General features: G+C 36.7%; 24 protein-coding genes. 18 read left to right on the forward strand and 6 right to left on the reverse strand.

Annotation, left to right across the window (positions count from 1 at the left end; all coding sequences use genetic code 11):
* The first annotated feature begins 5 nt into the window (after positions 1–5).
* From pstC to IPJ53_07255, 5 genes are all read left to right on the forward strand, one after another.
* Entirely contained in the window at positions 6–1,196 is a 1,191-nt protein-coding gene (gene pstC, locus IPJ53_07235; protein ID MBK7798887.1) for a phosphate ABC transporter permease subunit PstC, read from the forward strand.
* A gap of 1 nt (position 1,197) precedes the next feature.
* Positions 1,198–2,079, forward strand: coding sequence for a phosphate ABC transporter permease PstA (gene pstA / locus IPJ53_07240; protein MBK7798888.1), 882 nt, complete (start codon positions 1,198–1,200; stop codon positions 2,077–2,079).
* Positions 2,079–2,837 carry a phosphate ABC transporter ATP-binding protein gene (gene pstB, locus IPJ53_07245; GenBank protein MBK7798889.1) on the forward strand — a complete coding sequence of 253 codons (759 nt, stop codon included), beginning with the start codon at positions 2,079–2,081 and terminating at the stop codon, positions 2,835–2,837. The genes pstA and pstB overlap by 1 nt, the downstream gene beginning before the upstream one ends.
* Positions 2,838–2,848: 11 nt before the next feature.
* On the forward strand, positions 2,849–3,532 hold the full coding sequence (gene phoU, locus IPJ53_07250; protein ID MBK7798890.1) for a phosphate signaling complex protein PhoU: 684 nt from the start codon (positions 2,849–2,851) through the stop codon (positions 3,530–3,532).
* Between the two features lie 497 nt (positions 3,533–4,029).
* On the forward strand, positions 4,030–4,197 hold the full coding sequence (locus IPJ53_07255) for a hypothetical protein (protein MBK7798891.1): 168 nt from the start codon (positions 4,030–4,032) through the stop codon (positions 4,195–4,197).
* Positions 4,198–4,484: 287 nt separating this feature from the next.
* Here the strand turns inward: IPJ53_07255 and IPJ53_07260 are convergent, their stop codons facing one another.
* Entirely contained in the window at positions 4,485–6,965 is a 2,481-nt protein-coding gene (locus tag IPJ53_07260; protein ID MBK7798892.1) for a T9SS type A sorting domain-containing protein, read from the reverse strand.
* A 137-nt stretch (positions 6,966–7,102) separates the two neighbouring features.
* Between IPJ53_07260 and IPJ53_07265 the strand changes: the two genes are divergently transcribed.
* Positions 7,103–8,107, forward strand: coding sequence for an IS30 family transposase (locus tag IPJ53_07265; GenBank protein ID MBK7798893.1), 1,005 nt, complete (start codon positions 7,103–7,105; stop codon positions 8,105–8,107).
* 72 nt (positions 8,108–8,179) lie between these two features.
* Here the strand turns inward: IPJ53_07265 and IPJ53_07270 are convergent, their stop codons facing one another.
* From IPJ53_07270 to IPJ53_07280, 3 genes are all read right to left on the reverse strand, one after another.
* Positions 8,180–8,761, reverse strand: a complete 582-nt coding sequence (locus IPJ53_07270; GenBank protein ID MBK7798894.1) for a hypothetical protein — start codon at positions 8,759–8,761, stop codon at positions 8,180–8,182.
* 10 nt (positions 8,762–8,771) lie between these two features.
* Positions 8,772–10,220: an ankyrin repeat domain-containing protein gene (locus tag IPJ53_07275; protein MBK7798895.1), complete on the reverse strand. Its 1,449-nt coding sequence runs from the start codon at positions 10,218–10,220 to the stop codon at positions 8,772–8,774.
* 379 nt (positions 10,221–10,599) lie between these two features.
* Positions 10,600–11,070 (reverse strand): hypothetical protein, encoded by a 471-nt coding sequence (locus tag IPJ53_07280; GenBank protein MBK7798896.1) that lies wholly within the window; start codon positions 11,068–11,070, stop codon positions 10,600–10,602.
* A gap of 341 nt (positions 11,071–11,411) precedes the next feature.
* On the opposite strand from IPJ53_07280, the gene IPJ53_07285 reads away from it, so the two are divergent.
* The 10 genes from IPJ53_07285 (at position 11,412) to IPJ53_07330 (ending at position 21,823) form a co-directional block, all read left to right on the forward strand.
* The gene (locus IPJ53_07285; GenBank protein MBK7798897.1) at positions 11,412–14,483 is read left to right on the forward strand and encodes a T9SS type A sorting domain-containing protein; all 3,072 of its coding nucleotides are present in this window, start codon (positions 11,412–11,414) and stop codon (positions 14,481–14,483) included.
* 66 nt (positions 14,484–14,549) lie between these two features.
* Positions 14,550–16,055, forward strand: a complete 1,506-nt coding sequence (locus tag IPJ53_07290) for a T9SS type A sorting domain-containing protein (GenBank protein MBK7798898.1) — start codon at positions 14,550–14,552, stop codon at positions 16,053–16,055.
* Positions 16,056–16,074: 19 nt separating this feature from the next.
* Positions 16,075–16,407, forward strand: coding sequence for a T9SS type A sorting domain-containing protein (locus IPJ53_07295; protein ID MBK7798899.1), 333 nt, complete (start codon positions 16,075–16,077; stop codon positions 16,405–16,407).
* A gap of 63 nt (positions 16,408–16,470) precedes the next feature.
* Positions 16,471–17,976 carry a T9SS type A sorting domain-containing protein gene (locus tag IPJ53_07300; GenBank protein MBK7798900.1) on the forward strand — a complete coding sequence of 502 codons (1,506 nt, stop codon included), beginning with the start codon at positions 16,471–16,473 and terminating at the stop codon, positions 17,974–17,976.
* Between the two features lie 33 nt (positions 17,977–18,009).
* Positions 18,010–18,687, forward strand: a complete 678-nt coding sequence (locus IPJ53_07305; protein ID MBK7798901.1) for a hypothetical protein — start codon at positions 18,010–18,012, stop codon at positions 18,685–18,687.
* A gap of 8 nt (positions 18,688–18,695) precedes the next feature.
* Positions 18,696–19,517: a T9SS type A sorting domain-containing protein gene (locus IPJ53_07310; GenBank protein MBK7798902.1), complete on the forward strand. Its 822-nt coding sequence runs from the start codon at positions 18,696–18,698 to the stop codon at positions 19,515–19,517.
* A gap of 44 nt (positions 19,518–19,561) precedes the next feature.
* On the forward strand, positions 19,562–19,852 hold the full coding sequence (locus tag IPJ53_07315) for a hypothetical protein (GenBank protein MBK7798903.1): 291 nt from the start codon (positions 19,562–19,564) through the stop codon (positions 19,850–19,852).
* 155 nt (positions 19,853–20,007) lie between these two features.
* Positions 20,008–21,285 (forward strand): hypothetical protein, encoded by a 1,278-nt coding sequence (locus tag IPJ53_07320; GenBank protein ID MBK7798904.1) that lies wholly within the window; start codon positions 20,008–20,010, stop codon positions 21,283–21,285.
* Positions 21,286–21,288: 3 nt separating this feature from the next.
* Complete coding sequence (locus IPJ53_07325; protein ID MBK7798905.1) at positions 21,289–21,507, forward strand: hypothetical protein; 219 nt, start codon at positions 21,289–21,291, stop codon at positions 21,505–21,507.
* A gap of 139 nt (positions 21,508–21,646) precedes the next feature.
* The gene (locus IPJ53_07330) at positions 21,647–21,823 is read left to right on the forward strand and encodes a hypothetical protein (GenBank protein ID MBK7798906.1); all 177 of its coding nucleotides are present in this window, start codon (positions 21,647–21,649) and stop codon (positions 21,821–21,823) included.
* 12 nt (positions 21,824–21,835) lie between these two features.
* Here the strand turns inward: IPJ53_07330 and IPJ53_07335 are convergent, their stop codons facing one another.
* A complete protein-coding gene (locus IPJ53_07335; protein MBK7798907.1) occupies positions 21,836–22,105 on the reverse strand; it encodes a hypothetical protein in 270 nt (89 codons plus the stop codon).
* Positions 22,106–22,218: 113 nt separating this feature from the next.
* Between IPJ53_07335 and IPJ53_07340 the strand changes: the two genes are divergently transcribed.
* Positions 22,219–24,537: a PKD domain-containing protein gene (locus IPJ53_07340; protein MBK7798908.1), complete on the forward strand. Its 2,319-nt coding sequence runs from the start codon at positions 22,219–22,221 to the stop codon at positions 24,535–24,537.
* 133 nt (positions 24,538–24,670) lie between these two features.
* Here the strand turns inward: IPJ53_07340 and IPJ53_07345 are convergent, their stop codons facing one another.
* Complete coding sequence (locus tag IPJ53_07345) at positions 24,671–24,844, reverse strand: hypothetical protein (GenBank protein ID MBK7798909.1); 174 nt, start codon at positions 24,842–24,844, stop codon at positions 24,671–24,673.
* A 187-nt stretch (positions 24,845–25,031) separates the two neighbouring features.
* Between IPJ53_07345 and IPJ53_07350 the strand changes: the two genes are divergently transcribed.
* A complete protein-coding gene (locus tag IPJ53_07350; protein MBK7798910.1) occupies positions 25,032–25,505 on the forward strand; it encodes a hypothetical protein in 474 nt (157 codons plus the stop codon).
* Positions 25,506–25,577 lie beyond the last annotated feature (72 nt).

Raw genomic sequence — 25,577 nt, forward strand, 5'->3', positions numbered from 1 at the left:
TTCCAGTGAAGAGATTCATAGAACAGTTTGTCGAATTACTCATCAAGACCAGTGGATATACTACATCCATCATTGTTTTGCTGATCGTCGTCTTTTTGTTCAAAGAAGGAATTTCTTTTCTTGGGGAATCGCCAATAGAACATTCCTACACCTTAATTGGTCATGAGGATAACCCGGTCAGCGAACTAAAAGACCTGGAAATAAAAAATGTTTTTGACGGTAAGATTACCAACTGGAAAGTGATGGGTGGTGAAGATTTGCCTTTGAGCCATTTTGAATTGTCGGATCTGGAATCCATTTATGGCAAGGAAGCGCTGGGGAAGGACCTTGAGTTTACCCATCGCTTCGCAGTCAAACTTCTGGATAGTTTGCCGGGGGCCCTACTTTTCTTACCGGTGTCATTGCTTAAAGATGCTAAAGGATTTAAAAACATTACTGCCGAAAAAATTACGCTGGTACATTTTTTAAGTGGCAGAGAGTGGTTTCCTACTTCAAAACCCTCAGCGGTTTTTGGTGCACTTCCATTGTTGCTGGGAACCCTCGTGGTCAGTTTTTTTGCCATATTGCTGGCATTGCCTTTTGGTCTTGCCGGCTCGATTTACCTGGCTGAGATCGCAGATATGCGAATACGAAATATTCTCAAACCGATTATTGAATTATTGTCCGGAATCCCTTCCGTGGTTTATGGTTTTTTCGGTTTGGTAATCATTGTGCCCTGGCTCCAGGAAATGCTTCAGTTGCCGGTAGGGGAGACTGCTCTTGCGGGATCGGTCGTACTGGCCATTATGGCCTTGCCTACCATAATCACTGTCTCAGAAGATGCCATCCGGACCACCCCTCGTGCGATGAAAGAGGCGAGTCTTGCCTTGGGAGCCTCCCATTGGCAGACCATCAGAAAAGTTATTTTACCCTATGCATCTTCGGGCATTACCGCCGCTGTAATATTGGGAATTGGCCGGGCAATAGGAGAGACCATGGCGGTGTTGATGGTGACCGGAAATGCGGCCATGATGCCGACTAGCCTGACACAGCCTGTTCGGACCATTCCTGCTACCATTGCAGCAGAATTGGGAGAAGCTTCTTTTGGAGGCCAACATTTTAAAGCATTGTTTGCACTTGGTTGCATGCTTTTCCTCATCACCCTGGCGACCAATTTTATGGTAGAGCGAGTTTCTTCCAAACGTAAACTCAAATAGCATGATCAAGTTTCCGGAACACGTTGATGTACGAAAGAGAATCTACCAGGCCATGTTTTTTTGGCTTGCCAGGCTGATCTCCTTTGCCATTATCGGAGTGTTACTTATGATCCTGTACTTCATATTTAAACGAGGGATTGGGGTCATCAATTGGGAATTTCTCAGTACGGGACCTAAAGAAGGCATGTTGAAAGGGGGGATTTGGCCGGCCATTGTAGGTACCGGATATCTTGTGTTCTTCAGCATTTTATTTGCTTTTCCCATTGGGGTTTTGGCAGGAATTTACGTCAATGAATACGCAAGTCATGGCAAGGTAAAAGATTTCATTAAAATGATGACCAACAATCTCGCCGGAGTTCCCTCCATTGTTTTTGGATTATTTGGTATGGCATTATTTGTAAATCAATTGGGCATGGGCGCCTCTATACTCGCAGGATCTCTTACACTGGCCTTGTTGGCTTTACCATTGATAATTCGTACCACGGAAGAAAGTCTTAAATCGGTGGATGATTCCTTCCGTCAGGCAAGTTATGCGTTGGGGGCCTCTAAATTATACACCATCAGGAAAGTAGTCCTTCCAATGGCCTTTCCCAACATCATTACAGGGTTGATACTCAGCATCGGGAGGGTATCCGGAGAAACAGCTCCCATACTCTTTACAGTGGCTGCTTATTTTATACCAAAACTACCCGAATCCATCATGGATCAGTGCATGGCTTTGCCTTATCACCTTTATGTGATCTCCACCTCAGGAACAAACATTGATCAAAGCAGACCGATTGCCTATGGGACAGCGATGGTATTGGTATTAATTATTTTGGTGGTGAATCTGTTGGCTAATTTTGCGCGAAATTATTTTGCTAAAAAAGTTAAAACGAATTGATGCATTATAAAATTGAGACCAGGAATGTGCACCTTCATTACGGTGATTTTCATGCGCTGAAAGGAATCAGCACCCGCATTCCGGAGAAATCAGTTACCGCATTGATCGGTCCCAGCGGTTGTGGAAAATCAACCTTTCTGAGACTGTTCAACCGGATGAATGACCTGATCGATGGAATTAAAATTTCGGGTGAAGTGTTGATTGATGATCAGAATATTTACAAAATCAAAAGTCTAGAAGTAGATCGACTGCGAAGGAATGTGGGGATGGTTTTTCAAAAACCAAATCCTTTTCCAAAAAGCATTTTCGAAAACGTGGCCTATGGACTTCGCGTAAACGGCATCAATGATCAAAAACAAATTCAGAATCAGGTAGAAAAAACCCTCATTCAGGCAGCCCTTTGGGATGAAGTAAAAGATAAATTAAAGAAATCTGCCTTCGAACTTTCAGGAGGACAACAACAAAGATTATGCATTGCCCGGGCTCTGGCGATAGAACCCTCTATTCTCCTGATGGATGAACCGGCTTCCGCATTGGACCCGATTTCTACCGGAAAAATTGAAGAGCTGATATTTGAACTTAAAAAGGATTATACCATCGTAATCGTCACCCACAATATGCAGCAGGCCAGTAGGGTCAGCGACTTTACCGGTTTCTTTTTACTGGGAGACCTGGTAGAATTTGACGAAACGAAAATTATCTTTACCAATCCTAAAGATTCCAAAACTGAAAGTTACATCACCGGCCGTTTCGGCTAAAATTTCATTACATGATTCATCTCGATGCAGAAATAAACGAACTCAAAGAAAAGCTAGGTGCCATGTGGGAACTCGTGTCCACACAACTGGATAAGACCCTGACAGCTATGAACAATTTTGACAAGGATCTCGCTCTGGAGATTCAGGAAAATGAGAAACGGGTCAACGCATATGAGTTGAATATTGACAAGGAATGTGAGGACTTTATTGCTTTAAGACAACCTGTTGCAACTGACCTGCGATTTGCCTTGTCCACATTAAAGATCAACACCAATCTGGAACGTATTGCAGATATAGCGAGTGGTATCGCAGAATTCATCTCAGACATTGACCAATCTGTAAATCCTGAAATTATTCATCTCCTGCAGGCAGAGAAAATGTTGGCCATCTCCATAGAAATGGTCAAGGATCTCAGAGAAGCTTATCAATACGAAAACACTCAACTCGCACGGACTATTTTTCAACGCGACAAATTACTCGATCAGATCAACGACCAGGCCAGTCATCGTGCATTGGAATGTCTTGATAAATTTGTAGACCAGAGAAGGCAGACCCTTCACGTTCTCTCTATTGTCCGTAAAATCGAACGCATCGGTGATCAATCCAAAAACATTGCAGAGGAAATCATTTTCTATCTGGATGCGAAGGTCATCAAGCATGCCAAAAAGATAAAAGAACTGGATAAGGAAGAGTAGGAGCATGCCTTATGCTTTTTATTGATCAATTTATATTGGTGAGGAAATTTCTGATCCATTCATTTAATTTCCGCCAGCGTTTTTATGACTCATCAATTCTGGCACATCATCATAAAATTCGCATTTCTAAATTGTATGCAAATACTTAGTTTTTTTTTCTTTAATCCGTCCATTCAGCACAAAACTTTTATCATTTCATTTTACCGATAGTCGGTCCATACCTACCGATAATCGGTTCAGAGCTACCGTTCCTCGGTTTACTCAGCACTTTTTTACGATACTTACCTTCACAAATTTCTATTGTGTTTTGATATAGGTTCATTTGATAAATTTGGCAAATACTTTTTATAGATGGATGTCCGGTCATTTATTAAAGCTCATTTTGGAATCGATTTGGAAATATCCGGCGGTCCGGGTAATTCATACGAGCAGGCAGTAACCATTTTAATTCGAATGGTCCCAGGTATGTTAATTGCGAATATGAATATCTAAAGTATGTGGGCGCGCTCCGAGGTGTCAAGTGGAAAATATTGGGGCAATGCCATGAATTTCATGATGGAAGATCATTTGATGTAATCACGATAGAATCCATCAAGGAAGATGACCTGGAGGTCATAACACTTGAAGAAAATTATTGTTTTGATATCAGTCAATGCTATAAGTAAAAAGAGTACGAAGTAAGCGGGACTAATTTTTTTATAACAGTATATTGTAAAACTTATTGCTGGGTGTGACCGCATAAAAAGTTTTTTATAATTTATTAACCATAGATTATTATGAGGTAAATTATATTTCAAAGATAAATGTTTCTTAAAGATGAAAGCAAATCAAAACTAATGGTCCTGAATCTGCCTGAATCCCAAGATATTTCAAAGATACATTTCTCTTTTGATGAAAATATTCATTACTTCATTTTTCAATTGTGATGATTTGTGAATATCAAGAATATTTATTAATGAATAAATTTATAGCATTGAATTTTGTCATCCTTTTTAATCTCAAGGATGTATATACCCGATGGCATATTTAGATTAATTTTATTGATTGGTTGTTGGATATGCTCGTGTTCTGAAAAAATTCTACCGTCGATACTTAATATTCTAACAGAATTTACTTCATCATTGTCATAATTTATAATGAGCTCATTGCTCATAGGACTAGAATATATTTTTATTTGTGAAAAAATATCTAAATTTTCAACGGCTGTTGTATTTGAATTATGGAGCCTTGTAATACGGTTTTTTCCAATTCCATTATAAGAAGTGAATTCACCACCTATTATAATCTTACCATCTCCTTGTAAACTGACTGACTGAATGTCTCCATCTGCTCCAATGCCTGGATCAAATGTCTGATCTAAGCTTCCATTTTCATGAAGTTTAGCAATCCTAATTCTACTCACTGAATTAAAACTTGAAAATCCACCAGCGACAATTATTTTATTATCTTTTTGAATTGCTATCCTATTAATTTCGCCGGTAGGGCCCTCTTTGCTAGTGTTAAAGGATGCATCTATAGATCCATCCATATTTAGTCTGGTTAAATTTGTATTGCGAGAATTTAAAACGCCAAAGCTTCCACCAATTAATATTTTATTGTCTGTTTGAATGGCAATAGAATTGATCGCAATTACACGATTTAATTTAGGGTCAAAACTAAGATCCAGGGTGCCGTCAATATGCAATCTGGCAATTCCTGCTCTTGTAATCCCACCGTATCTATTAAATGAGCCACCGACAATTATTTTTCCATCGGATTGAATGGCAATTGAATTAATGTCACCACCTGTTGCTCTAAATCCAGCTTCAAACGTATTGTCAAAAGTTCCATCAGAATAAAGTCGAACAATCTTTTCGTCAAATCCACCGGCTAAAAGAATTTTTCCATCAGATTGCAGAGCCACAGCTTTTATAACATCATCTGCATAGAATCCCGGGACAAATGAATTATCTAAAGTTCCATTCATATTTAATCTGGCTACATACCGCCTTTTTACTTTATTAAATTCATTAAAGAATCCGACCACGATGATTTTACCATCTGGTTGAATAAGAGTGGAATTCACAAAATAGTCAAATCCAGAGCCTGTATTAAATGTTGGATCAACTGTGCCATTAATTAATAATCTCGTGATAAAATTATTGGAAATGCCATTAAATTCTGTAAACCATCCTGATGCAATAATTTTACCATCTGATTGAATGGACGTAGAATTTACCCATCCATTTGATCCTGTATTAGTATTGAAAAATTGATCCATCGTACCATACTGATTTATTCGAATGAGATCTTTAATTTCTGTTCCAAAAAAAAGTCTGTCCGTTCCTCCCAGAAGAATTTTACCATCGATCTGAATAAGAATGCTTGATATACCCAACAAAAAAGTATTGTATTTTGTAATCATTGGAACAAAGGTTAAATCCTTTGAACCATCTGGATTTAACCTGGCCAGGCCGGTTGAAAGGTTTCCTTTTGAATCAAAAATAAGGCTTCCTCCTGTAAGAATCCTACCATCCTTTTGCAATGCCATTGCCCTACCTGTAAAGCTGCTCCAAGATGGGTTAAAAGAGGAGTCCAGTGTTCCATTAGTATTTAATCGCGCTATACCTAGTCTTGTCGAATCATTATAAAATGCGAAATATCCCCCAACTAAGATTTGACCGTCTGGTTGAATGATTATTGAATTTACGTCGTCTATAAAACCTTTTCCAATACCAAATGAATTATCAATTAGTCCATTATTTTGGATCCTTAGAATGTTATTTCTTGGTATCCCATTATAGAAATCAAAATCACCTCCTACAAGGATATTGCCATCATTTTGAATTGCAAGAGCTAAAACTTCATCAGTACCTGAGCCAGGATTGAAGCTAGAATCTAAAGATCCATTTGGATGGATTCGTGCTATGCTGTTGATTTGATATCCATTATAAAATCCGAATTTACCACCAAGGATGATTTTTCCATCACCTTGTAAGACAAGAGTCATGATGCGATTATCTACACCTGTTCCGGGATTAAAAGTGGTATCAATAGATCCATTGGAATTTAGACGGGCAATGCCTCGTCTTAAAATCCCAGAATTATATCCATATGAACCAGCTACAAGTATTTTTCCATCCGGTTGAATAATTATTTTATGAACTTCTCCTGAAAAGGTGAGGTTTGATTTGAATGTGGTATCTAAAGATCCGTTTGAATTTAACCTAGCGATGCTATTAATTTTTGTATGGTTATACTTTGTAAAATCTCCACCAATGATTATCTTGCCATCAGATGCTGCTGCTATTGTGTTGATCGAATTATCCGGACCATCCCCCTGCCCATATCCATAATCCGTTGTGTTGAAACTAAGATCAATGTTTCCGGATTGGGAGTAATTCGAAGTATAACAAAGTAGAATGCAAAGAAAAATTGTAAATTTTGAATGCATAATTGTAAAATTTAATATTTCTTTATATTTATTATTGCTGAGATCAACAAATAAGTGCAATTTTTCAAAAAAAAAGGAAAAAAAGCCTTTAAGGGCTTTTTTCCTTTTGACCAAGTAGTGCAATCTTTGGATTGTCTATGTCAAAAAATTACAACCAGCTCAGCTTAGAGCAAAGATACCAGATTGAGGCTTTATTTGAAGCCGGAATGAAGCAAAAATTGATTGCCGAAAAAATTGATGTCCATCCATCTACGGTGTGTCGAGAATTAAAGAGAAATATTGCCCAAAGAGGTCAAACTGCAGGCACTTACAAAGCTAACAATGCACAGAGAAAGACAATATTGCGACATCAAAACAAACCGAAACGAATAATATTTACGGATAAGATAAAATCAATAGTGGCTAATCAGCTCAAAATAGATAAGTGGAGTCCAGAACTAATAAGTAATGCTGCAAAATTGAACAACATAACTGCGGTAAGCCATGAACGAATTTATCGGTGGATATGGGAATGTAAGCACTCAAATACCAAGGAAAACAGACAATATAAAGACCTATACAAGTATCTTAGACACTGCAAGAGACGACGCAAACGAGGTAACAGGAAAGACAACAGAGGAGTTATTCTAAATCGAACGCCAATAGAAAAACGGCCATCTATTGTATCCAAACGCAAGCGATTGGGTGACTTAGAAGTAGACCTTATGATGGGCAAAAATCATAAAGCCGCATTATTAGTGCTAACAGATAGGGCTAGTTTACATACCCGAATAAAAAAGTTATCTGGTAAGGATAGTATAAATGTTATGAAAGGTATTATATCATGCATAAAGAAAAACAAGTACAAGCCACGGACCTTAACTTTTGATAATGACCTGGCTTTTAGTCGTCATCATGAAATTGCAAAGTTGTTTAATGTGTCTACGTATTTTACTAGGCCCTATACAAGTCAAGACAAGGGAACAGTCGAAAATAGAATAGGAGTAATCAGAAGATACTTTCCAAAGAAAACTAATCTTATATTTGTAACCGATAAACAGGTCCGTTATGTTGAAAAAATGTTAAACAACAGACCTATAAGAAAATTTAATTATTTAACTGCTAATCAAGTGCTACTTGAAAAAATTGCACTTATTAATTGAACTTACAATTCATTAATTGATAGAATTCATAAATTGTTAGACTAAAGTTAGTAAATATAATTTATGATTTCTTTATAATGATTTAAGCCTTAGTGTAAGCATATTTTTAGATTCTAGAAATGCGGCTTCTAAGGCTTTTGTTGCCCTTTCTTTTGCATTTGACTTTCCACTAAAGGCGTTTCCGATTTTATTTTTATGTGACCCGGTAACTTTTTCTCTAAAAATAACTTCCCCATCATTTATTCGAGTAAGTTTCCATGTCATTATTATTTCCAGGCTTAATTTGCTGAATGCTGTTATAACCTTACCGGAGGAAATGGATTCCAATCTGCAGTCCAGTTGATAAATTGGTTTTTGATCTGATTCAGTTATACAATCAGCATATTTTGAAGTGCTAAGCAAATTGTTAAATAGTTCATTATATTGTCTTAGAGATTCGTCATAATAATCGTATGTCCATCCCATATCATCAGGAGTGTTCATGCCTTCAATCGAGTAACTTTTAAATGGTGCACAGATTGAAATGTCAATTTTTTCTTTTGAAGGATAATTAATGGTAAAGGGCTCTATTTTGATTGTTTGACAAAATGTTTTAATTGAAAACAAAAAAACGAGTGATAAGCAAATTGCATTAGCCTTAAATTGTTTTTTCATACAGAATTAATTAATTATTATTTAAATATTGACTCAATTTAGACATAAATTCCGATTTTGAAATTTTATTTTGATTTAGGGATTCAATAAATGGTTTTAATTTTTGACAAATACTTATTTGTTTTTTTAAATAGATATTAATTGAATTTAAGTCACTAGATTCAATGGTAGGATAATCTACACTTGAATATCCGAAGCCTGTTGATTTGGCATCAATACTGGCCTGATAGCTAGCAGCAGCAACGGCTAATGCGACTATGCCTGCTTGGAGAATTTTTCTATTTACAATTTTGTGACTAATTCCTCTTGCACTGTCGGAAAACATCTTTTCGGCGATCTGTAGTTGTTCGACTAAATTCTGCCTATTTTGGTCTGTCAGAATGGATTCAGAAACGCCATGATAGACAAGTTGAGAAAGCATGGAACCAAATGCATGTTCTGCATCTAAATTTATTCTTACAGGTTTTTCACCCATTTTTATAAGTGATACAATAGCATCTATCCTTCTGTAATAGGCAGCCCAATGAAGTGGGTTGGCCCCAATTGCATCATAATTGTGGAATTCTTTAGAAATAGAATCTAATAATTTTATACAAGCTAAATTTCCTCCTTTAACCATTAAATACTCTTCAGGTTCTCCTTTTTTATCCACCTTAAATATTTCACTACGGCTTCCCTTTGCAGCTAAATGCATTAAGTTCTCTTGCCTGGAATTTAATTGATTTATTTTGGCACCTGCAAGAAATAATGGTTCAATGAGGTGATTGTTTCCATTCATAATTGCCAATTGCAATGAACTTAAAGATGAAAAATCTCCATAATTTAGCTTTGATTGGCAATCCACATCCAGCTTATGAAAAATAATGCTTTTAATACATGATAAATGTCCATTGATACTGGCTAAATGAATTGGGGCGAAGCAATCTCTATCTGATTCACAAGGATTTAATTTTACTTTCATCAAATAACTTACTATTGCTGGATAGCCATGTGCGGAAGCAAGTTTAAATAAATCTTCAGAATCTTCAATATGTAATTTTTGTGCGATCATAAATGAAACTAATGTATCAAGTCTGAGTACGACAGCATAATAAAGTGGACTTCTACCTTTCTTATCGAATAAATTAATATGTGCACCATTTTTAATTAGCGAGATGCATAAATCATTGAATTTGTTTTGATGTGTTATTAATTCTGTGTTTTGAAGGTACTTATTTTTTTTCTTTAGTGCGGTAAATTGTGAAGGACTAATTCCTGCTTGAAATATAGAATAAAATATCGGAGTCCATCCTAGTTTGCCACTGGCTTGATTTAAACTCGATAACTTATTTGTGAATTCCATTGCCTTTTCATAATTACCTTGTTCAATTGCATCAGAGAGTGGATTTTTTTGACCATAAATCTCCGCAAAAGTCAATATAATCAGAAAGTGAGAAATTCTGTAAATTAGACGTTTCATTGTAATAACTTTGACCTGATTGTCTTTAGCAAATATAATATATTTTGGTTTTAATTAATTTTAATTTTAATTATGTTTGAGAAGTTAATCTTGGACAGTATCCTGTAATTGTTGACCAAGTGAACATAATATGATTCAGACCAGGGATCTAATTTAGTAAGTAGGCTTTCATTTAGTTTTGTGCTAAAGTATGAGTGCTTTTATAATCTATGAACAATCCAAATAAGTTGAATTAACTGAAAATTGTAAATCGGGCTATCTCTAGGATCCACTTCACTAAAAGTATAGCAGAATCCATAGGTGATAAATTCATCCTGGAAGCAAACAAAATTCTCATCTATACGAATTTTTTGGATGGCCAATACAAACTAGAGCTGCTTCACATTTCTAAAATATAACCCTTGGACAATAAGTAATAATAAAACAGGGCTCTAACCGTTTTACCCATTGGTTTGGAGCCATTTATCCATTTGGATATTTCGTTTTTGTGTATGCCAAAGGCCCTTTCAAATTCTTTATTGCTAATCTTGAGTTTACCCGTAAGATCGTGCAGATATTTATCATTTATTATATCACATGGATTTTGAATATAAGTCAATGGATGCACCCTAATTGTTCTTGGAGCTAGAGCACTATCAAATGTTTCATGAACAATTTCAACAATTCTCGACCTTGAAAAATATTTGGCATTAGAGGTTTTAAATTGCTCAGCTCTGATCACTGAATATTTGTCATCCAGGAAAATGACCTCAAAGTGAATATTGGATTGTCTTTTATTAATTTCTATTTCCTGAACTAAAGTATTGTACAGTTCTTCAGATATAGTTGTTTTTAAATCCGTGATTTCCATATATTTATTTTAGTCTTCAAAGATACATTTTTTGTAAAGGCGCAAGCTGGCACTCAACTTAATAGCTAGCCTTCTATTTTACCGATAATCGGTCCATACCTACCGATAATCGGTTCAGAGCTACCGTTCCTCGGTTTACTCAGCATTTTTCGAACAGGCAAACTATTTTTGTAAGGATTTAAGTGCACGGTAAATCAAGGAGGTAGACACCCGAAAATCACCTTCCTGTTTAATGGTTTTCGGCCCAATGCCTGAAGGGTATGAAGGCATATAAACCTAATTATTCAACTATGAAAAATTCACTAATATAGCAGCCTTGTTTATTTCTTTCGATTTTGTCCGTGTTTTATTTTAATGGTTTGCTTGAAGCTCAAAACGTATGTACATTTATTCCTAATATATCCCCGGTGCCGGGTCCCAATCACAATGCCATCAGCAGTATGGCAGGATGCGAGCCCATCGTGTTTAAGGTGGTTCCCGACTGGTCCGGTACACCTCAAGGAATTGGAGAAGTATTAATAGAAATTATTAGAGATGTACCATTTGAAGTGGTGGATCTGGGAGATTTTACCAAGGAAGAGGTTTGTGTAAATGGAATTTTGGAAAAAACATTGTTTAAAGCCAAATTTGATCCGGCAGAAGTTCCATGGGCCGATAAATTACTGGTTCTGCGTGATTTGTATGGTGGTCAGGCTCGTTTTACTTATGAGTATAAATGTTTGAGCGATTCTGGTTATAAGAGCTATATCACTTTTCTGTACAATTCATCAAATGGGTTTGTGGTGCAAGGATCCTTGCAGGAATTGATTAACAACGGTAGATTGGCTAACCAGGCAAATTCATGTAGTAATCGTCAACAATTAATCATTAATGGCAATCTGGACATTGACGCTGGTTATTACTGTTTGATAGGTCATGTAAATTATCAAAATGGGGCATTTCACATAAGGATGTTGCCCGGCTCAAGTATTACAGTTAAATCTGGTAATGTCCTCACCTTAAATGAAAATTATGTCATTGCATGTGATGGTCAAAGATGGAACTCCATAGTGGTTGAGTCGGGGGCAATTCTAAAAGTATTTAATACCACATTTGACAACGGACATTTTGAAATTGAAGCTAAAAGAGGATCGACCGTTATTGTAAAAGATTCAAAATTTAAAGATGCTGCCATTGGTATTCGTGCAGATGAATTTGCGAATGTGGATGTAGATGATTCAGAATTTATTTTTCAGGGATTTAATGCCAGTTATGCCGGCGAACCTGCTTTGGAAGCTAAAACCTGGTCCGGAATTTATGCCAAAAAATCCGGGGTACGAGTGAATGCCGGTTCATTCATAAATTTGTTGAACGGTGTCAGGACCTTAGATTCAAAATTAACTGTAGAGGGGTCAAATTTTAACAATATTTGGGAAGTAGGCAACAGTAATATTTCTGCTGAAAAATCCAATGGCAAAGCAATTCACTCTGTTGGTTTTCCAAATAATACCCTCGTTTCCAATTGTACTGTGGAGAACAGCAACTGGGGGATTTATACGAAAGGAGTGAATTGTACCGCAAGCAATAACCACCTGAAAAATGTATTGACAGGCATGCAGTTTGATTACAGTCCCGGAAGGACATTTGACATAAAACACAATAATATTGCAGCGGTGAACAGAGGGATAAATTTTTCCTGGACCGGAGAAGTTTCCTCCATCATAGTGAACGAACAAAACACCATTCAATTGACAGGTCAAAATGCAATTGGAATAGACCTTGTGGAGACCAAAGGAAATCTGAAAACAATTTTTCAGAACAACATCCAAATTGGGAATGGGTATAAGGGAATCAACCATGAAAACAGCCGGGGCAGCTGGATTTATAACAATGCTGTATTTGCAGATGGTTTGAATTCATTGCCCAATATTGGAATATCCATTACAGGTGGTTCTGATGCATTGGTTGCGTGTAATTTATTATCTTCATCAATGGTTTGCAACAATCAAGGGCTTTATGTGTCGGAATCATTAAATAATGCAGATATCGCCAATTTTGCAGAAGGCTGGCAGTACGACTTCCAGTTTGCAGGCACTTCCTTGGGTACTGTTTTTGCAAACAATAAAATGGGCAATGCCAACCATGGTTTGATATTGGGTTTTGCTCAGGGAGGATTTAGTGCCCGAATAGGTGTACAGGAGCACAAGGGCAATCGTTGGAATGGGACACATGCCAAAGGTGCTAAACATTATGGTCCGTATGGTGACAGAGAAAAATCCAGATTTATTGTCAATGCTCAAGATCCCAATAATCCGGATCTAAAACCGAATAACTTTTCTGAGTTAGTGAATGATGGATGGTTTGCACATGATCCTGGGAGTGCAGCAAGTTGGAATTGTAATTTAGGTATTGGCTCGGGTAATCCAAATCCATTCCCTCGTTTGTTTCCTAGATCTGATGATTATTTTATATTAAATAATGATTTTGACACAGATTATGATTGGGGATCAAGAATTTGGACAGATAGAAGGCAATTGTATCGGCAGATTTTGGAAACTGGAGTTGGAGAAAATATTCCTCGGACATTCAATAATTTTTTCAATAATCACACGAATACTTCCGTAGGTAAGTTTGAGTTAGTAGAAAATGGGATCAGGGATGCTTACCGAAATGGCACATTCATTAACGATCAAATACAAGCTAATTTGATTAGTTTAGAAAATCTGACTACCAATATTGCTAGTATTACTGGTCAGATGAATAGCTTAAGCAATCCTACCGAACAAGCTTCCTTGCAATTGCAATTAAATACCCTGATGGCTCAAAAAAATACAATCTTAGTCAATCAATCAGCATTGAGTAATCAATGGCTTACAGGTGTACAGACTATTTTGAACCAATTTTTATTGGAAAACAATTCAATCATAACTTCCGAAGTGTATGAACAGAATCAAAAACAAGTTAATCAAATTATGCTTCAAAAAATGATATCCAATGATTGGAGTATTTCTGAGACTGAAAGACTTCAAATTGATCAAATTGCGAGCCAATGCCCATATTATGGAGGAGATGGAGTCAATCGTGCCCGTGCATTAGCAGCAATTTACCGACTTGACCGTTACAGTGATGAAGAAATTTGTAATTTAGCCTTAGCTTCAAGGAGCAGCGTAAATAAAAACAGTGCTTTGGATAAAGTTAGTATTTATCCTAATCCAGTAAGTGATCTTATTACGATTAATGTACCAATTAAAAGTAATAATGAGATAAACATAGAAATTTTGAATATGGAAGGAAAAAATATCAATCTATTTATTGTGACTCCGGGACAAGAAGAATTGACGTTTTCTGCCAGCAGTTTGCCAAGCGGCATTTATTTTGCCAAGATATATATGCCTGATGGAAATAATCTAATCACAAAATTCTTTAAAAATTAATAAATTCAATTAAAATGCTACTGAAGTTTCGGTAGCATTTTAATTTTTATTTTTATTTAAAAAATTATGAAACTATTTTATTTTTTTATTTTTCCAATACTTGCTTTTGCACAAGGAAAACGGGATTATATCTGGTTATTTGGTGGCTCAAATAATAATACTGATTCTAATTTTTATCGTTCTATTTTAGATTTTAATGAAAAACCCATGAAGTCCATGCGTTTGGGAATAGGACATCGGATTCACCAAAACAACGCCAGTATCTGTGACAAAGATGGTAAATTATTGATGTACACCGCTGGTTGCAATATTTCAGACAGACTTCACCGACCCATGCCGAATGGTAAGATCAATGAAGGGGTTGTTTGGGATTTTGGTTGTCAACGAGGAGATTATGCAATTCATAATGGGACAGTATTTGTCCCTAAAATAAATGATTACCAAAAGTATATTTTATTTCATAAATATGAAGAATTTGATCCTGATCCAAATTTACCAGGGGCAACTTCTACAAAATTGTTATATAGCATTGTAGATATGGCTTTAAATAACGGCTATGGAGATGTGACTGCAAAAAATCAAGTAGTAATTGAAAAGCATTTATCCGGAGCTGACCTTACCGCCACGCGACATAGTAATAATCAAAACTGGTGGATTGTAGTGCCTGGCCGCGCCAATGACTTATATTATAGTATTCAGTTCACTGAAAATGGACCCTTGCCTTATCAAGAAATGAAATTGGGGATCCCCATGCAATACCTGGATGATGGAGGCTCACAATCCTGTTTTTCGCCGGATGGAACAAAGTATGCACGGATGACACCTAGCACAGGCTTGTTTTTAATGGACTTTAATCGGTCAAACGGACAGCTCAGCAATTTCAGAAATGTTACCACCGGATCTGAGACAAATGATCATTCAGTAGGAGTTGCATTTTCACCAAATTCTAGATTTGTCTATTTGGTGTATCGATTTGATTTATACCAGGTGGATACCTGGGCCCAAGACTTACAGGCTAGCCTGGTACATATAGATTCCTGGGATGGCTATGTGGATGAGGGAATCTGGGCGGCGGGCTTTGATGCTGCGATGTTGGGTCCGGATTGTAAAATCTACATTCGCACAGGAACAAGCAATAGGGTGATGCACGTCATCCACAATCCAAATGAAAAAGGAAAAGCATGTAATTTTGAACAACATGATATTCATCTCCCGGCATGGAATCATGCGAGTATTCCCAACTTCGTGAATTACCGATTAGGCTATGAACCGGTGTGTGACAGCACAATGACCATGACATGGAATGTGGATTTTAGTAAAAATTTGAAAGATCTTTTTCTCTATCCAAATCCGGCAGCTAAAGAAATAACAATTGAACTGTCAGATCAGTCCAAATCGATTTCATTGTTCAAACTGGAAGATGTACAAGGCAAACTATTAAAAACAATAAGTGAGAATGACAATACCAATAAAATAAAATTCCAGGTAGAAGATTTGCCTACGGGTATTTATTTTATAAATTTATTGGATAATGAAGGAGTTAACCGGAGAGGCAGATTTATTAAAAGATAGATATTATTAGTCTTTCAGATTGAGAATTTTTCAGGATTGGAATAATACAAATAATTGTAATCAGGCAGCAACCATAAGAACTCAGCCTTCTCCCGGAAACGAATGGGAAGGGATATCCTTATTTCCAAATCCTGCCAGCGAAAGGATAACAATGATTGTCAGCGGGAAGGATGAAGGAATTAACGAAATTGAAATCTTTACCATGGAAGGTAAATTGGTCATGATGGAAAATGTAAAATTTGTAAATGAGGAAATTAGTTTTTCTATCCAACATTTGGAGCGTGGGATGTATTATGTAAAAGTTTACCTTTCAGATGGTAGTGTGGGATCGAAGAGATTTATGAAACAGTAATTATTAATACTTTGGAATGCAATCCAAAACAGGATTGCATTCCAATTTTTTATACCTAAAACAATGAAGATATATTTTCTGATTTTATGCCCATTCATAATTTTTGCACAGGGGAAAAGAGATTATGTTTGGCTTTTAGGAGGAAACAGAACACCAACCACCGATACAAGTTATCAAGGATTTCAAATTGATTTTAATACTAAACCAAGATCAATTTATATTAAAGATCGCCCTAACCCAATCTTGCGTCAAAACAATGCCAGCATATGTGATAAGGATGGCAACTTATTGATGTACACGGCCGGTTGCCATGTTTCGGATCGTCTACATCGGGTTATGCCCAATGGGAAGATTAATGAGGGCTTAGTGTGGGATTTTTATTGTAAGTATGGAGATTATCCGTTGTATAATGGCACCTTAATTATCCCAATGGTAAGTAAAGCAAATGAATATATAGTTTTGCACAGGTTCCTTGAGTTTGATCCTGATCCACAATTACCAGGGGGAACATCTACGAAGTTATTATACAGTATTGTTGATATGAATGCCAATAATAGCTTTGGCGACGTGAAAAGCAAAAACCAAATTGTTATAGAAAAGCATCTTTCCGGAGGAGATCTTACAGCTGTCAGACATGCAAATAACATTGACTGGTGGATATTGGTGCCCGGACGCGCAAATGATTTATATTACAGCATACAAATGACGGAAAATGGCCCCCGGCCATTTCAAACGATGCAATTAGGGATTCCTATGCAGTACCTGGACGATGGAGGCTCACAATCTTGTTTTTCGGCGGATGGAACAAAGTATGCGAGGATGACACCCAGCACAGGCTTGTTTTTAATGGACTTTAATCGGTCAAACGGACAGCTCAGCAATTTCAGAAATGTTACCACCGGATCTGAGACAAATGATCACTCAGTAGGAGTTGCATTTTCACCAAATTCAAGATTTGTATATCTGGTGTATCGATTTGATTTATATCAGGTGGATACCTGGGAAAAAGATGTTCAGGCAAGTCTGGTGCATATAGATTCCTGGGATGGTTATGTGGAAGGTGGAATATGGGCAGCGGGATTTGATGCGGCGATGCTCGGTCCGGATTGTAAAATCTACATCCGCACGGGAACCAGCAATCGGGTGATGCACGTCATCCACAATCCAAATGAAAAAGGTAAAGCTTGTAATTTTGAACAACACGGCATTCAACTTCCGGCAAGAAATCATGCGAGTATTCCCAACTTCGTGAATTACCGATTAGGATATGAACCGGTGTGTGACAGCACATTGACCAGGACCTGGGATATATTTTCGGATTCTAATGAAGCAATTGGTTATCCAAATCTTGTACAAAGTATAATGAACATTGAATTGCGAAATCGTAAAAATTTTATTCAAAACATCAGCATATTAGATTTGAATGGTCAGGTTGTAACAAAGAAATCTTTTTTAGATGCAAACTTTAAAGAGACAATTGATTTAAGCAATTTGGATGCAGGCATATATCTTGTCAAAGTGACGGATAAAAGTGGGCAGGAGTATGTAATTAAAAGTGTTAAAAACTAAAAGGAAATTCCATCATTTTTTATACCTAATACAATGAAGATATATTTTCTGATTTTATTTCCATTCATAATTTTTGCCCAAGGCAAAAGAGATTATATATGGTTGCTAGGCGGAAGTAATTCAGCAATTGATGATACAAATTATTATCGCTTTAACTTTGATTTTAATAAAAAGCCCATGGGTATATATATAACTCATAAAGATTATCGCATTCATCAAAACAACGCCAGCATTTGTGATAAAGATGGAAACTTATTGATGTACACCGCTGGTTGTAATGTATCGGACAGGCTTCACCGACCTATGCCCAATGGGAAGATTAATGAGGGCTTAGTGTGGGATTTTTATTGTAAGTATGGAGATCATCCTTTGTATAATGGCACCTTAATTATCCCAATGGTAAGTAAAGCAAATGAATATATAGTTTTGCACAGGTTCCTTGAGTTTGATCCTGATCCACAATTACCAGGGGGAACATCTACGAAGTTATTATACAGTATTGTTGATATGAATGCCAATAATAGCTTTGGCGACGTGAAAAGCAAAAACCAAATTGTTATAGAAAAGCATCTTTCCGGAGGAGATCTTACAGCTGTCAGACATGCAAATAACATTGACTGGTGGATATTGGTGCCTGGACGCGCAAATGATTTATATTACAGCATACAAATGACGGAAAATGGCCCCGGCCATTTCAAACGATGCAATTAGGGATTCCTATGCAGTACCTGGACGATGGAGGCTCACAATCTTGTTTTTCGGCGGATGGAACAAAGTATGCGAGGATGACACCCAGCACAGGCTTGTTTTTAATGGACTTTAATCGGTCAAACGGACAGCTCAGCAATTTCAGAAATGTTACCACCGGATCTGAGACAAATGATCATTCAGTTGGAGTCGCATTTTCACCAAATTCAAGATTTATATATCTGGTGTATCGATTTGATTTATATCAGGTGGATACCTGGGAAAAAGATGTTCAGGCAAGTCTGGTGCATATAGATTCCTGGGATGGTTATGTGGAGGGTGGAATATGGGCAGCGGGATTTGATGCGGCGATGCTCGGTCCGGATTGTAAAATCTACATCCGCACGGGAACCAGCAATCGGGTGATGCACGTCATCCACAATCCAAATGAAAAAGGTAAAGCTTGTAATTTTGAACAACACGGCATACAACTTCCTGCAAGAAATCATGCGAGTATACCCAACTTTGTGAATTATCGATTGGGCTATGAACCGGTGTGTGACAGTACAATGACCATGACGTGGAATTTGGCTTTTAGTAAAAATTCGAAAGATCTTTTTCTCTATCCAAATCCGGCAGCTAAAGAAATAACAATTGAACTGTCAGATCAGTCCAAATCGATTTCATTGTTCAAACTGGAAGATGTACATGGTAAACTATTACAAACAATAAGTGAGAATGGCAATACCAATAAAATAAAATTCCAGGTAGAAGATTTGCCTACGGGTATCTATTTTATAAATTTATTGGATAATGAAGGAGTTAACCGGAGAGGCAGATTTATTAAAAGATAGATATTATTAGTCTTTCAGATTGAGAATTTTTCAGGATTGGAATTATGCGTCTATTTGTAAACAGACAGAAACAAATGACGGTAATTCAAAGACCAAAAAGTGAATTAATGGTAATAGAAGTATTTTCAAACCCTGCCAGCGACAAGGTAACATTGATTCCCAATGAAGAGGATGATGTAATACGCCAAATTGAAATCTTTACCATGGAAGGAAGATTGGTACGGATGGAAAATGGAAGTCCGGTAAAAAATAAAATTCATATTAGAATAAATTTTACAATAAAATATTTTAAGACAACAAGTAGCGTTTTGCCACATTTGCCGTATCTTGCTTAGGGTGGGATTTTTTTATATTTAGCGCACCGTGATTGATACGCTAAATGGTTTAAAGAATTAAAGAAAACGCTCGCTAAAAAAAAAGTGCGTTCGTTTTATAAGTCTGACTCTAAAAATAAATATTTGACTATATTTGTTAATCAATGTACTAGAATATGGATTTACGCAAACTTTCGTTTTGGACTCATTTTATATTGTTTTTTGTTTATACGGCTTGTGCAAAAAAGTCAAATAGTGAAGTAAAGTTAAGTAGGGCGGTCACATTAGAAGCAAAGAAAAATATTCAATATGATACAAGCACAGTTAAGGGTATTAATAAGAATAACTCTAATACACAAGAACTTACACTCTTCTTAAGGGAACATACATCACCATTATCTCTTAATGACTTAAAAAAGTTAGACAATAATGTTGACTATAAATATCCATTGCTTTTGAATAATAGAGAAAATGCTCAAGAGAGAGGCGATACAATATACTATTTTTCAAAAAAATTTAATTATAAAATAGGGTTTAGTAAAACAGATTTAATTAGAACAGGGCATTATAATTTATATCTATTTGATGAAGAGCAAAAGATTTTTCGAAAAGCTGAAACAAGTGGACTGGAAAGTGAAGAAACCTATGATTGCTTTAAACCATTTGATAATGGGAATGGATTTGTACAATTTGCTTATAGGCTTGGATATTCAATGAATATAAAAATATATACATTGTCTAACGGTAAGTATACTGAAGCAAAACAACTAAAATCTGAAATAGCAAGACTCCATTCAGTTTGTGTTGCAGAAAATGGGAGCTCATTTGTAGTGGTCACTTATAATAAAGATAATATATTTAATATAGAAAAATATTCAATTTCTGGCTCTAAATTATTTTCTAGAAAATTGCAGAATATAGATATTTTACCTTCCAGTTTATATGTGTCTAATGATGGTAACCATATTAGTTACTACTATCGGAGTATTTTAAATGGCAATCAAATTGAGTCTCGATATGCAATATTGAATTCAAGGGGAGAGCCTATATTGAACATACCAGTATTCCATATTGGCAACTTCCCAGCTACAGATATAAAATACAAGAATATTGATTATTTAATAGTAGAAGGCCACAAAGTATATATATTCGATTTAACTCAAAGAAAGTTAGTTAGAGAAATTGGAGGAGATAATAATAATGCTAAGGCATATAGGGTTTATTTTCAAAACAATAAGATTTATATATTATTTGTAGAATATAGGTTTCTCAATAATAGAAAGGTGCAAGATAAAAAATATATTCAAATATTTGACTTAGAAACAGGTCTTAAAACTAGTACTATTATTTTACCATTTTCAGGCGAAGTTTCGCTATACTTACATGGTAGCGAGTTTTATTTAAAGCATGAAGATATTGAAATGAAAAACAACATATTCAAACTTAAGATTTAGCTAATGAAAAGCGCTGTTGTATTTTATCTATATCTAGTTATAATCACACAATCATTCGCACAATATCAATATCCGTTTAAAAATGGTGGAGATCAACCATATATTAATGGTGGAACATATTTCATTGAAAATGAATTGATGGTAGACGCGCTAAGACAACAAGGACCGGTCTATAAAAATCATTCTTTTGGACCCTATCAGATAAAAATGGAGACCCCGTGACGATTGCTGGTTTCCTGGAATTTGCCATTTACAAGAGACTTTAATGAGTAAATACCACAAGCTGTAAATTGCGGAGATACCTCTTGATTTAACAAAGTTTGTAGTGGAGTCACTGGGTAATGATTATTTAAAGGTTTACATGAATCAATCAATTAACAAGAGGCTTTGGATTATAGATCAGGTAACCATGTCATTGGTTATCGCGTTGATTATTTCACAGGAGTATATCCAGAAGAGATATTTCAAAGATACGTTTTTCTTAAAAGTGAAAGCAATACTGGACGAGATGCTTCGCTCACCAACTCAAAACCTGTGAAAATTTATTATTTTAATTAAATGATTCCAAAGCCCAACAATCTCCATAATCCACTGAGACAATAATCACATCCTCTTGTTTCTCTTGAAGTGCATCCAACTTGTTCTGTAGATAATTTAATGGGTATTCAATGGAGGTGTACATCTCCGGAGTTGGGAATCCATACCTGTTTTCTGATGTCGTCAACATACGATATTCAAAGATAAGCTTATTTTTAAGTTGCAGCAATTCAAAACAACTTTTTTCGTCCAATCCATTGTAAATATTTTTAAGCGGATTCACAGATACTTTGCTGCATGATAAATGTCAGCGGAGCCTTTAATCAAGGTCATTGTTTTTTTACCCAAATCATGGTTAATTAAGCTCTGAAAAAGTACAATTTTAAATTTTAAAAGATGAGAAATAAACTGATTTTTAAGGGTTTGGTTTTGGGTCTACTGTTGCTGCTGGGAGTCTCCATCGCGTGTAATAAAGAGGATGAAGGTGGAGTCAATGATTCAGGAAAGATAGTAACAGGAAATAGTGTGGAAGTCAGCATTGAAAACATTGGTATCTCAGGAGGGCAATTGGAAGTGACAAGTTCTGATTCTTTAATCAATGGGCTTCAAATAACGATTCCTCCCGGTGCTTATCCGGAGTCAAGAGAATTCAAGGTGTCTTATGCTGCGATCGAGTCTCATGAGCTTGGAGCGTTTTTTAATCCGGTCAGTCCTTTAATTCAAATTACCAATGGTGGCGGCCTTTCTGAGAAAATGATGAGCCTTAGGATTCCTTCAACAGAAGTAGCGGGACGCATTAGAATGGCTTTCTACTATGACAAAGCAACGGGTGAATTGGAAGGGATACCCATAGTGCGCTCTACGTCTGAGTTTGTGGAGGTCGCCGTCAGGCATTTTTCCCTGGTAGTTGTCAGCGATGTTCAAAAAGGACTGATTATAGAGGGAAAAGGATTTAACACATTTTTTGATCCGCTGGTCAATGGTTGGAGTTTTGTCAATTACGGAACTTACCCTGAGGCTGGAGGAATTTGTGCAGGCATGAGTATAGGTGCGGCCTACTACTATAAAAATTTTAAATCAGGATTGAAGTTGTACAGTTATTTTGATAACAATGGACTGGGTTTTCCAACACCCGGTATATGGGAGGACGATGCGACTGGGTTGCATTTTGCTACGGCCATTCACAGGATTCAGGAAGTATTCTACACCAGCAACAATCAGAGTATAGGTGAAATGCTCAATGCTCCGGAGGAAGACCGATTCTGGAACATTGTGTATAATTTACTGATCATTAATCAACCACAATTGCTTTATGTGAAAAGCACGGTCTCCGACACGGCACATATGATTATCGCTTTTGGTTATGAAATCAATTCACAGACTGCCAAAATTCAGGTTTATGATCCCAACTATCCGGGCGCGCAAAGTGCCATTGAGTATGACATGGTTCAGAAAAAATTCAAACCTTATACTTCAGCTGCCAATAAAAAAGCTTTGGATGAAGGGATCACATTTAATTGTGATCAGATTGCCTTCCTGCCATTGTCTTCCGTAATGCTTCCGGATGAAATGACTTTCTTGTGGAATAAGGTGCAAAACAAAACCATCGAACAAGGAATATTTCCTTCCTACAAGGTGTTTGCAGTTCCCATCGATCCGGCCTACAGCAGGGTTGAACTAAAACCGCTCGCAAAAAATGAAATCACAAATTACATTCCATTCAGAGAATTCAATTTCGTGGTTGAGGGCTTGAATGCTTCCTACAATCTCAATCCGGGAATCGTTATTTTTGATAAAGAAAGCAACCAGTGGGTTCGCTATCCAAACATTGTCCATCCAATCGAAATGTTTGAATCTGATACCCTCATTGGATTCAACCTGAAGGGCACACCTCCCTCAAGTAAGTATGAAAGCTGGATAGGATTCCAGTGGTTTCGCATTCGCAAACAAGACATTTGGATAGAACCGGTGGACACTTCCATCGCTGTAAATACAGAAATTAAATTTCTTGCGCGCAACAATGGATCAGCACCTAAAAACGCACGATATGAATGGGATTTTGGCAACAATAAAACATTTACCAGTTCGGATACATTTTTTGTGTACAAATACGAGGATATAGGGGATTTTGATGTCATTCTAAAAGTAACCGACCTCGATCAAAATAAAATAGTGGCGGAAGTTCAGACCACCATTCATGTCACGATTTGGCCTAAAATAGCCATCACGCTCAAGGGTATGAATACTACTCCACCGAGTACCATCAAAACGAGCGATGGTATTGATATTCCTGCAATTGTTTGGTCCAACAAAGTGGAGTCCACCGCTCCGGCAATTAAGTGGAACAAAAACAATTTTGAAACGGAATTTACATTCAGTCAGGGACAGGCAACCTACATCTGCAGAATTTCAGGAACCATGTCCGATGATTTTAAAAAAGTAAACTATCTGAGTGCGATTTACACCGGCAGCGCCTTCGAAGGATTGTGGACTTATCAATCAGCTATTGTGTTGCAAGATTTTCCTATGGATGTATGGCAACCAGGTAAATTAATCGGTAAGATCCTGACTGGACCGGACGCTCAGGCCAAGGTAAAACAACTGAGTTATCAGGAGAACTATGAATTTCAGGGAATGCCAATGGAAAGGCACCTTGGATCAGTGGACTGGAGCAGCAACCAAACAGAGTTGAGTATATTCTTTTACGACCGTTGATTTAAAGGCCGGAGGAATAGATTGTGAGAAGTACTTTTTTTGCAGGATGAATTTATAGCCTTGACAATTGTGTAGGCTGCATACCAGCAAAAAAAGTACCTTCCTATAAAAGTGGAAAGAAAAGTCTGATGGGTTAAACCTTCCTTCTCCCTTCCGTTCTTTTGCACATACGTTTGATTTGCGCCTCCACCTGTTCTCGTGTGTAAGGATTTTTTTTATAGGATTCGACTTCTTTTGCTAATGCCTTTCGGTTTCGCTCTGGAAAATCTTTCGTAAATAAAAGTTCCTTGTCAAATTCCTTTTGCATGTTGAATGTTTAATTTTTTAAAATAGATGATGATGCTTAATCTCTTGTGATTGATTTTTCTATCCGAATATTTCAAATATACAATTTCAAAAACCGGAATGCAAGACTTTCATCATTTATTTCATTTTTTAAAATCCGATTATGTTTTGTATCCAATGTATTTTTGCAGTTGGACAATAAGCCTAAAATGAGTGAACTAAAATTAAGTAGGGAGTATTTGTGGAATTCCGGTAGTGTCTTTTTATTCATCATGCTGGCAGTTTTCGCCTGTCAATCCGGAAATGTTGCTGATAAAAAAGTGCCTCCGATCCCTTCCCATATTCGTTTTGAGGAGGGACAATATGTATTCTTTACTTATGATTCTGACAGTGTGCTCACCAGCCCAAAATTTTATATGTATCGGGATTCTTTGATGCGGGTGGCCAGAACAGGATTGATGACGGTGGTGACGGGTTTGTATGAATCTCGGGAACAATATTCCGGCCCTTATGAAAATTTGGGTATGGCACGTGCAGAAGCCATTAAAAAATTATTGGCCAAACAAATTCCGGCTTCCAGAATTTCCTGCATGTCTGAAATGATCCAATTTCCAGCCACCGCAACCAAAGGGTTATACGAAGCCTATAAAATCAGCTTTCAACCCCTGAAGGAAAATTTGTAGTTCGTCATTCATTATTTTTGAATTTCTCTCCAAGGACCATTTAAACCTAGTTTTTTGTATGAACGGTGATGA

This window comes from Candidatus Vicinibacter affinis (assembly GCA_016714365.1).
Lineage (GTDB): Bacteria > Bacteroidota > Bacteroidia > Chitinophagales > Saprospiraceae > Vicinibacter > Vicinibacter affinis.

Excerpts from the sequence above, each read along its gene's own strand:
- pstA (MBK7798888.1), top strand. The coding sequence starts at position 1,198 with ATGATCAAGTTTCCGGAACACGTTGATGTACGAAAGAGAATCTACCAG.
- pstB (MBK7798889.1), top strand. The coding sequence starts at position 2,079 with ATGCATTATAAAATTGAGACCAGGAATGTGCACCTTCATTACGGTGAT.
- phoU (MBK7798890.1), top strand. The coding sequence starts at position 2,849 with ATGATTCATCTCGATGCAGAAATAAACGAACTCAAAGAAAAGCTAGGT.
- IPJ53_07260 (MBK7798892.1), bottom strand. The coding sequence starts at position 6,965 with ATGCATTCAAAATTTACAATTTTTCTTTGCATTCTACTTTGTTATACT.
- IPJ53_07265 (MBK7798893.1), top strand. The coding sequence starts at position 7,103 with ATGTCAAAAAATTACAACCAGCTCAGCTTAGAGCAAAGATACCAGATT.
- IPJ53_07270 (MBK7798894.1), bottom strand. The coding sequence starts at position 8,761 with ATGAAAAAACAATTTAAGGCTAATGCAATTTGCTTATCACTCGTTTTT.
- IPJ53_07275 (MBK7798895.1), bottom strand. The coding sequence starts at position 10,220 with ATGAAACGTCTAATTTACAGAATTTCTCACTTTCTGATTATATTGACT.
- IPJ53_07280 (MBK7798896.1), bottom strand. The coding sequence starts at position 11,070 with ATGGAAATCACGGATTTAAAAACAACTATATCTGAAGAACTGTACAAT.
- IPJ53_07290 (MBK7798898.1), top strand. The coding sequence starts at position 14,550 with ATGAAACTATTTTATTTTTTTATTTTTCCAATACTTGCTTTTGCACAA.
- IPJ53_07300 (MBK7798900.1), top strand. The coding sequence starts at position 16,471 with ATGAAGATATATTTTCTGATTTTATGCCCATTCATAATTTTTGCACAG.
- IPJ53_07305 (MBK7798901.1), top strand. The coding sequence starts at position 18,010 with ATGAAGATATATTTTCTGATTTTATTTCCATTCATAATTTTTGCCCAA.
- IPJ53_07310 (MBK7798902.1), top strand. The coding sequence starts at position 18,696 with ATGCAGTACCTGGACGATGGAGGCTCACAATCTTGTTTTTCGGCGGAT.
- IPJ53_07315 (MBK7798903.1), top strand. The coding sequence starts at position 19,562 with ATGCGTCTATTTGTAAACAGACAGAAACAAATGACGGTAATTCAAAGA.
- IPJ53_07320 (MBK7798904.1), top strand. The coding sequence starts at position 20,008 with ATGGATTTACGCAAACTTTCGTTTTGGACTCATTTTATATTGTTTTTT.
- IPJ53_07325 (MBK7798905.1), top strand. The coding sequence starts at position 21,289 with ATGAAAAGCGCTGTTGTATTTTATCTATATCTAGTTATAATCACACAA.
- IPJ53_07330 (MBK7798906.1), top strand. The coding sequence starts at position 21,647 with ATGAATCAATCAATTAACAAGAGGCTTTGGATTATAGATCAGGTAACC.
- IPJ53_07340 (MBK7798908.1), top strand. The coding sequence starts at position 22,219 with ATGAGAAATAAACTGATTTTTAAGGGTTTGGTTTTGGGTCTACTGTTG.
- IPJ53_07345 (MBK7798909.1), bottom strand. The coding sequence starts at position 24,844 with ATGCAAAAGGAATTTGACAAGGAACTTTTATTTACGAAAGATTTTCCA.
- IPJ53_07350 (MBK7798910.1), top strand. The coding sequence starts at position 25,032 with ATGAGTGAACTAAAATTAAGTAGGGAGTATTTGTGGAATTCCGGTAGT.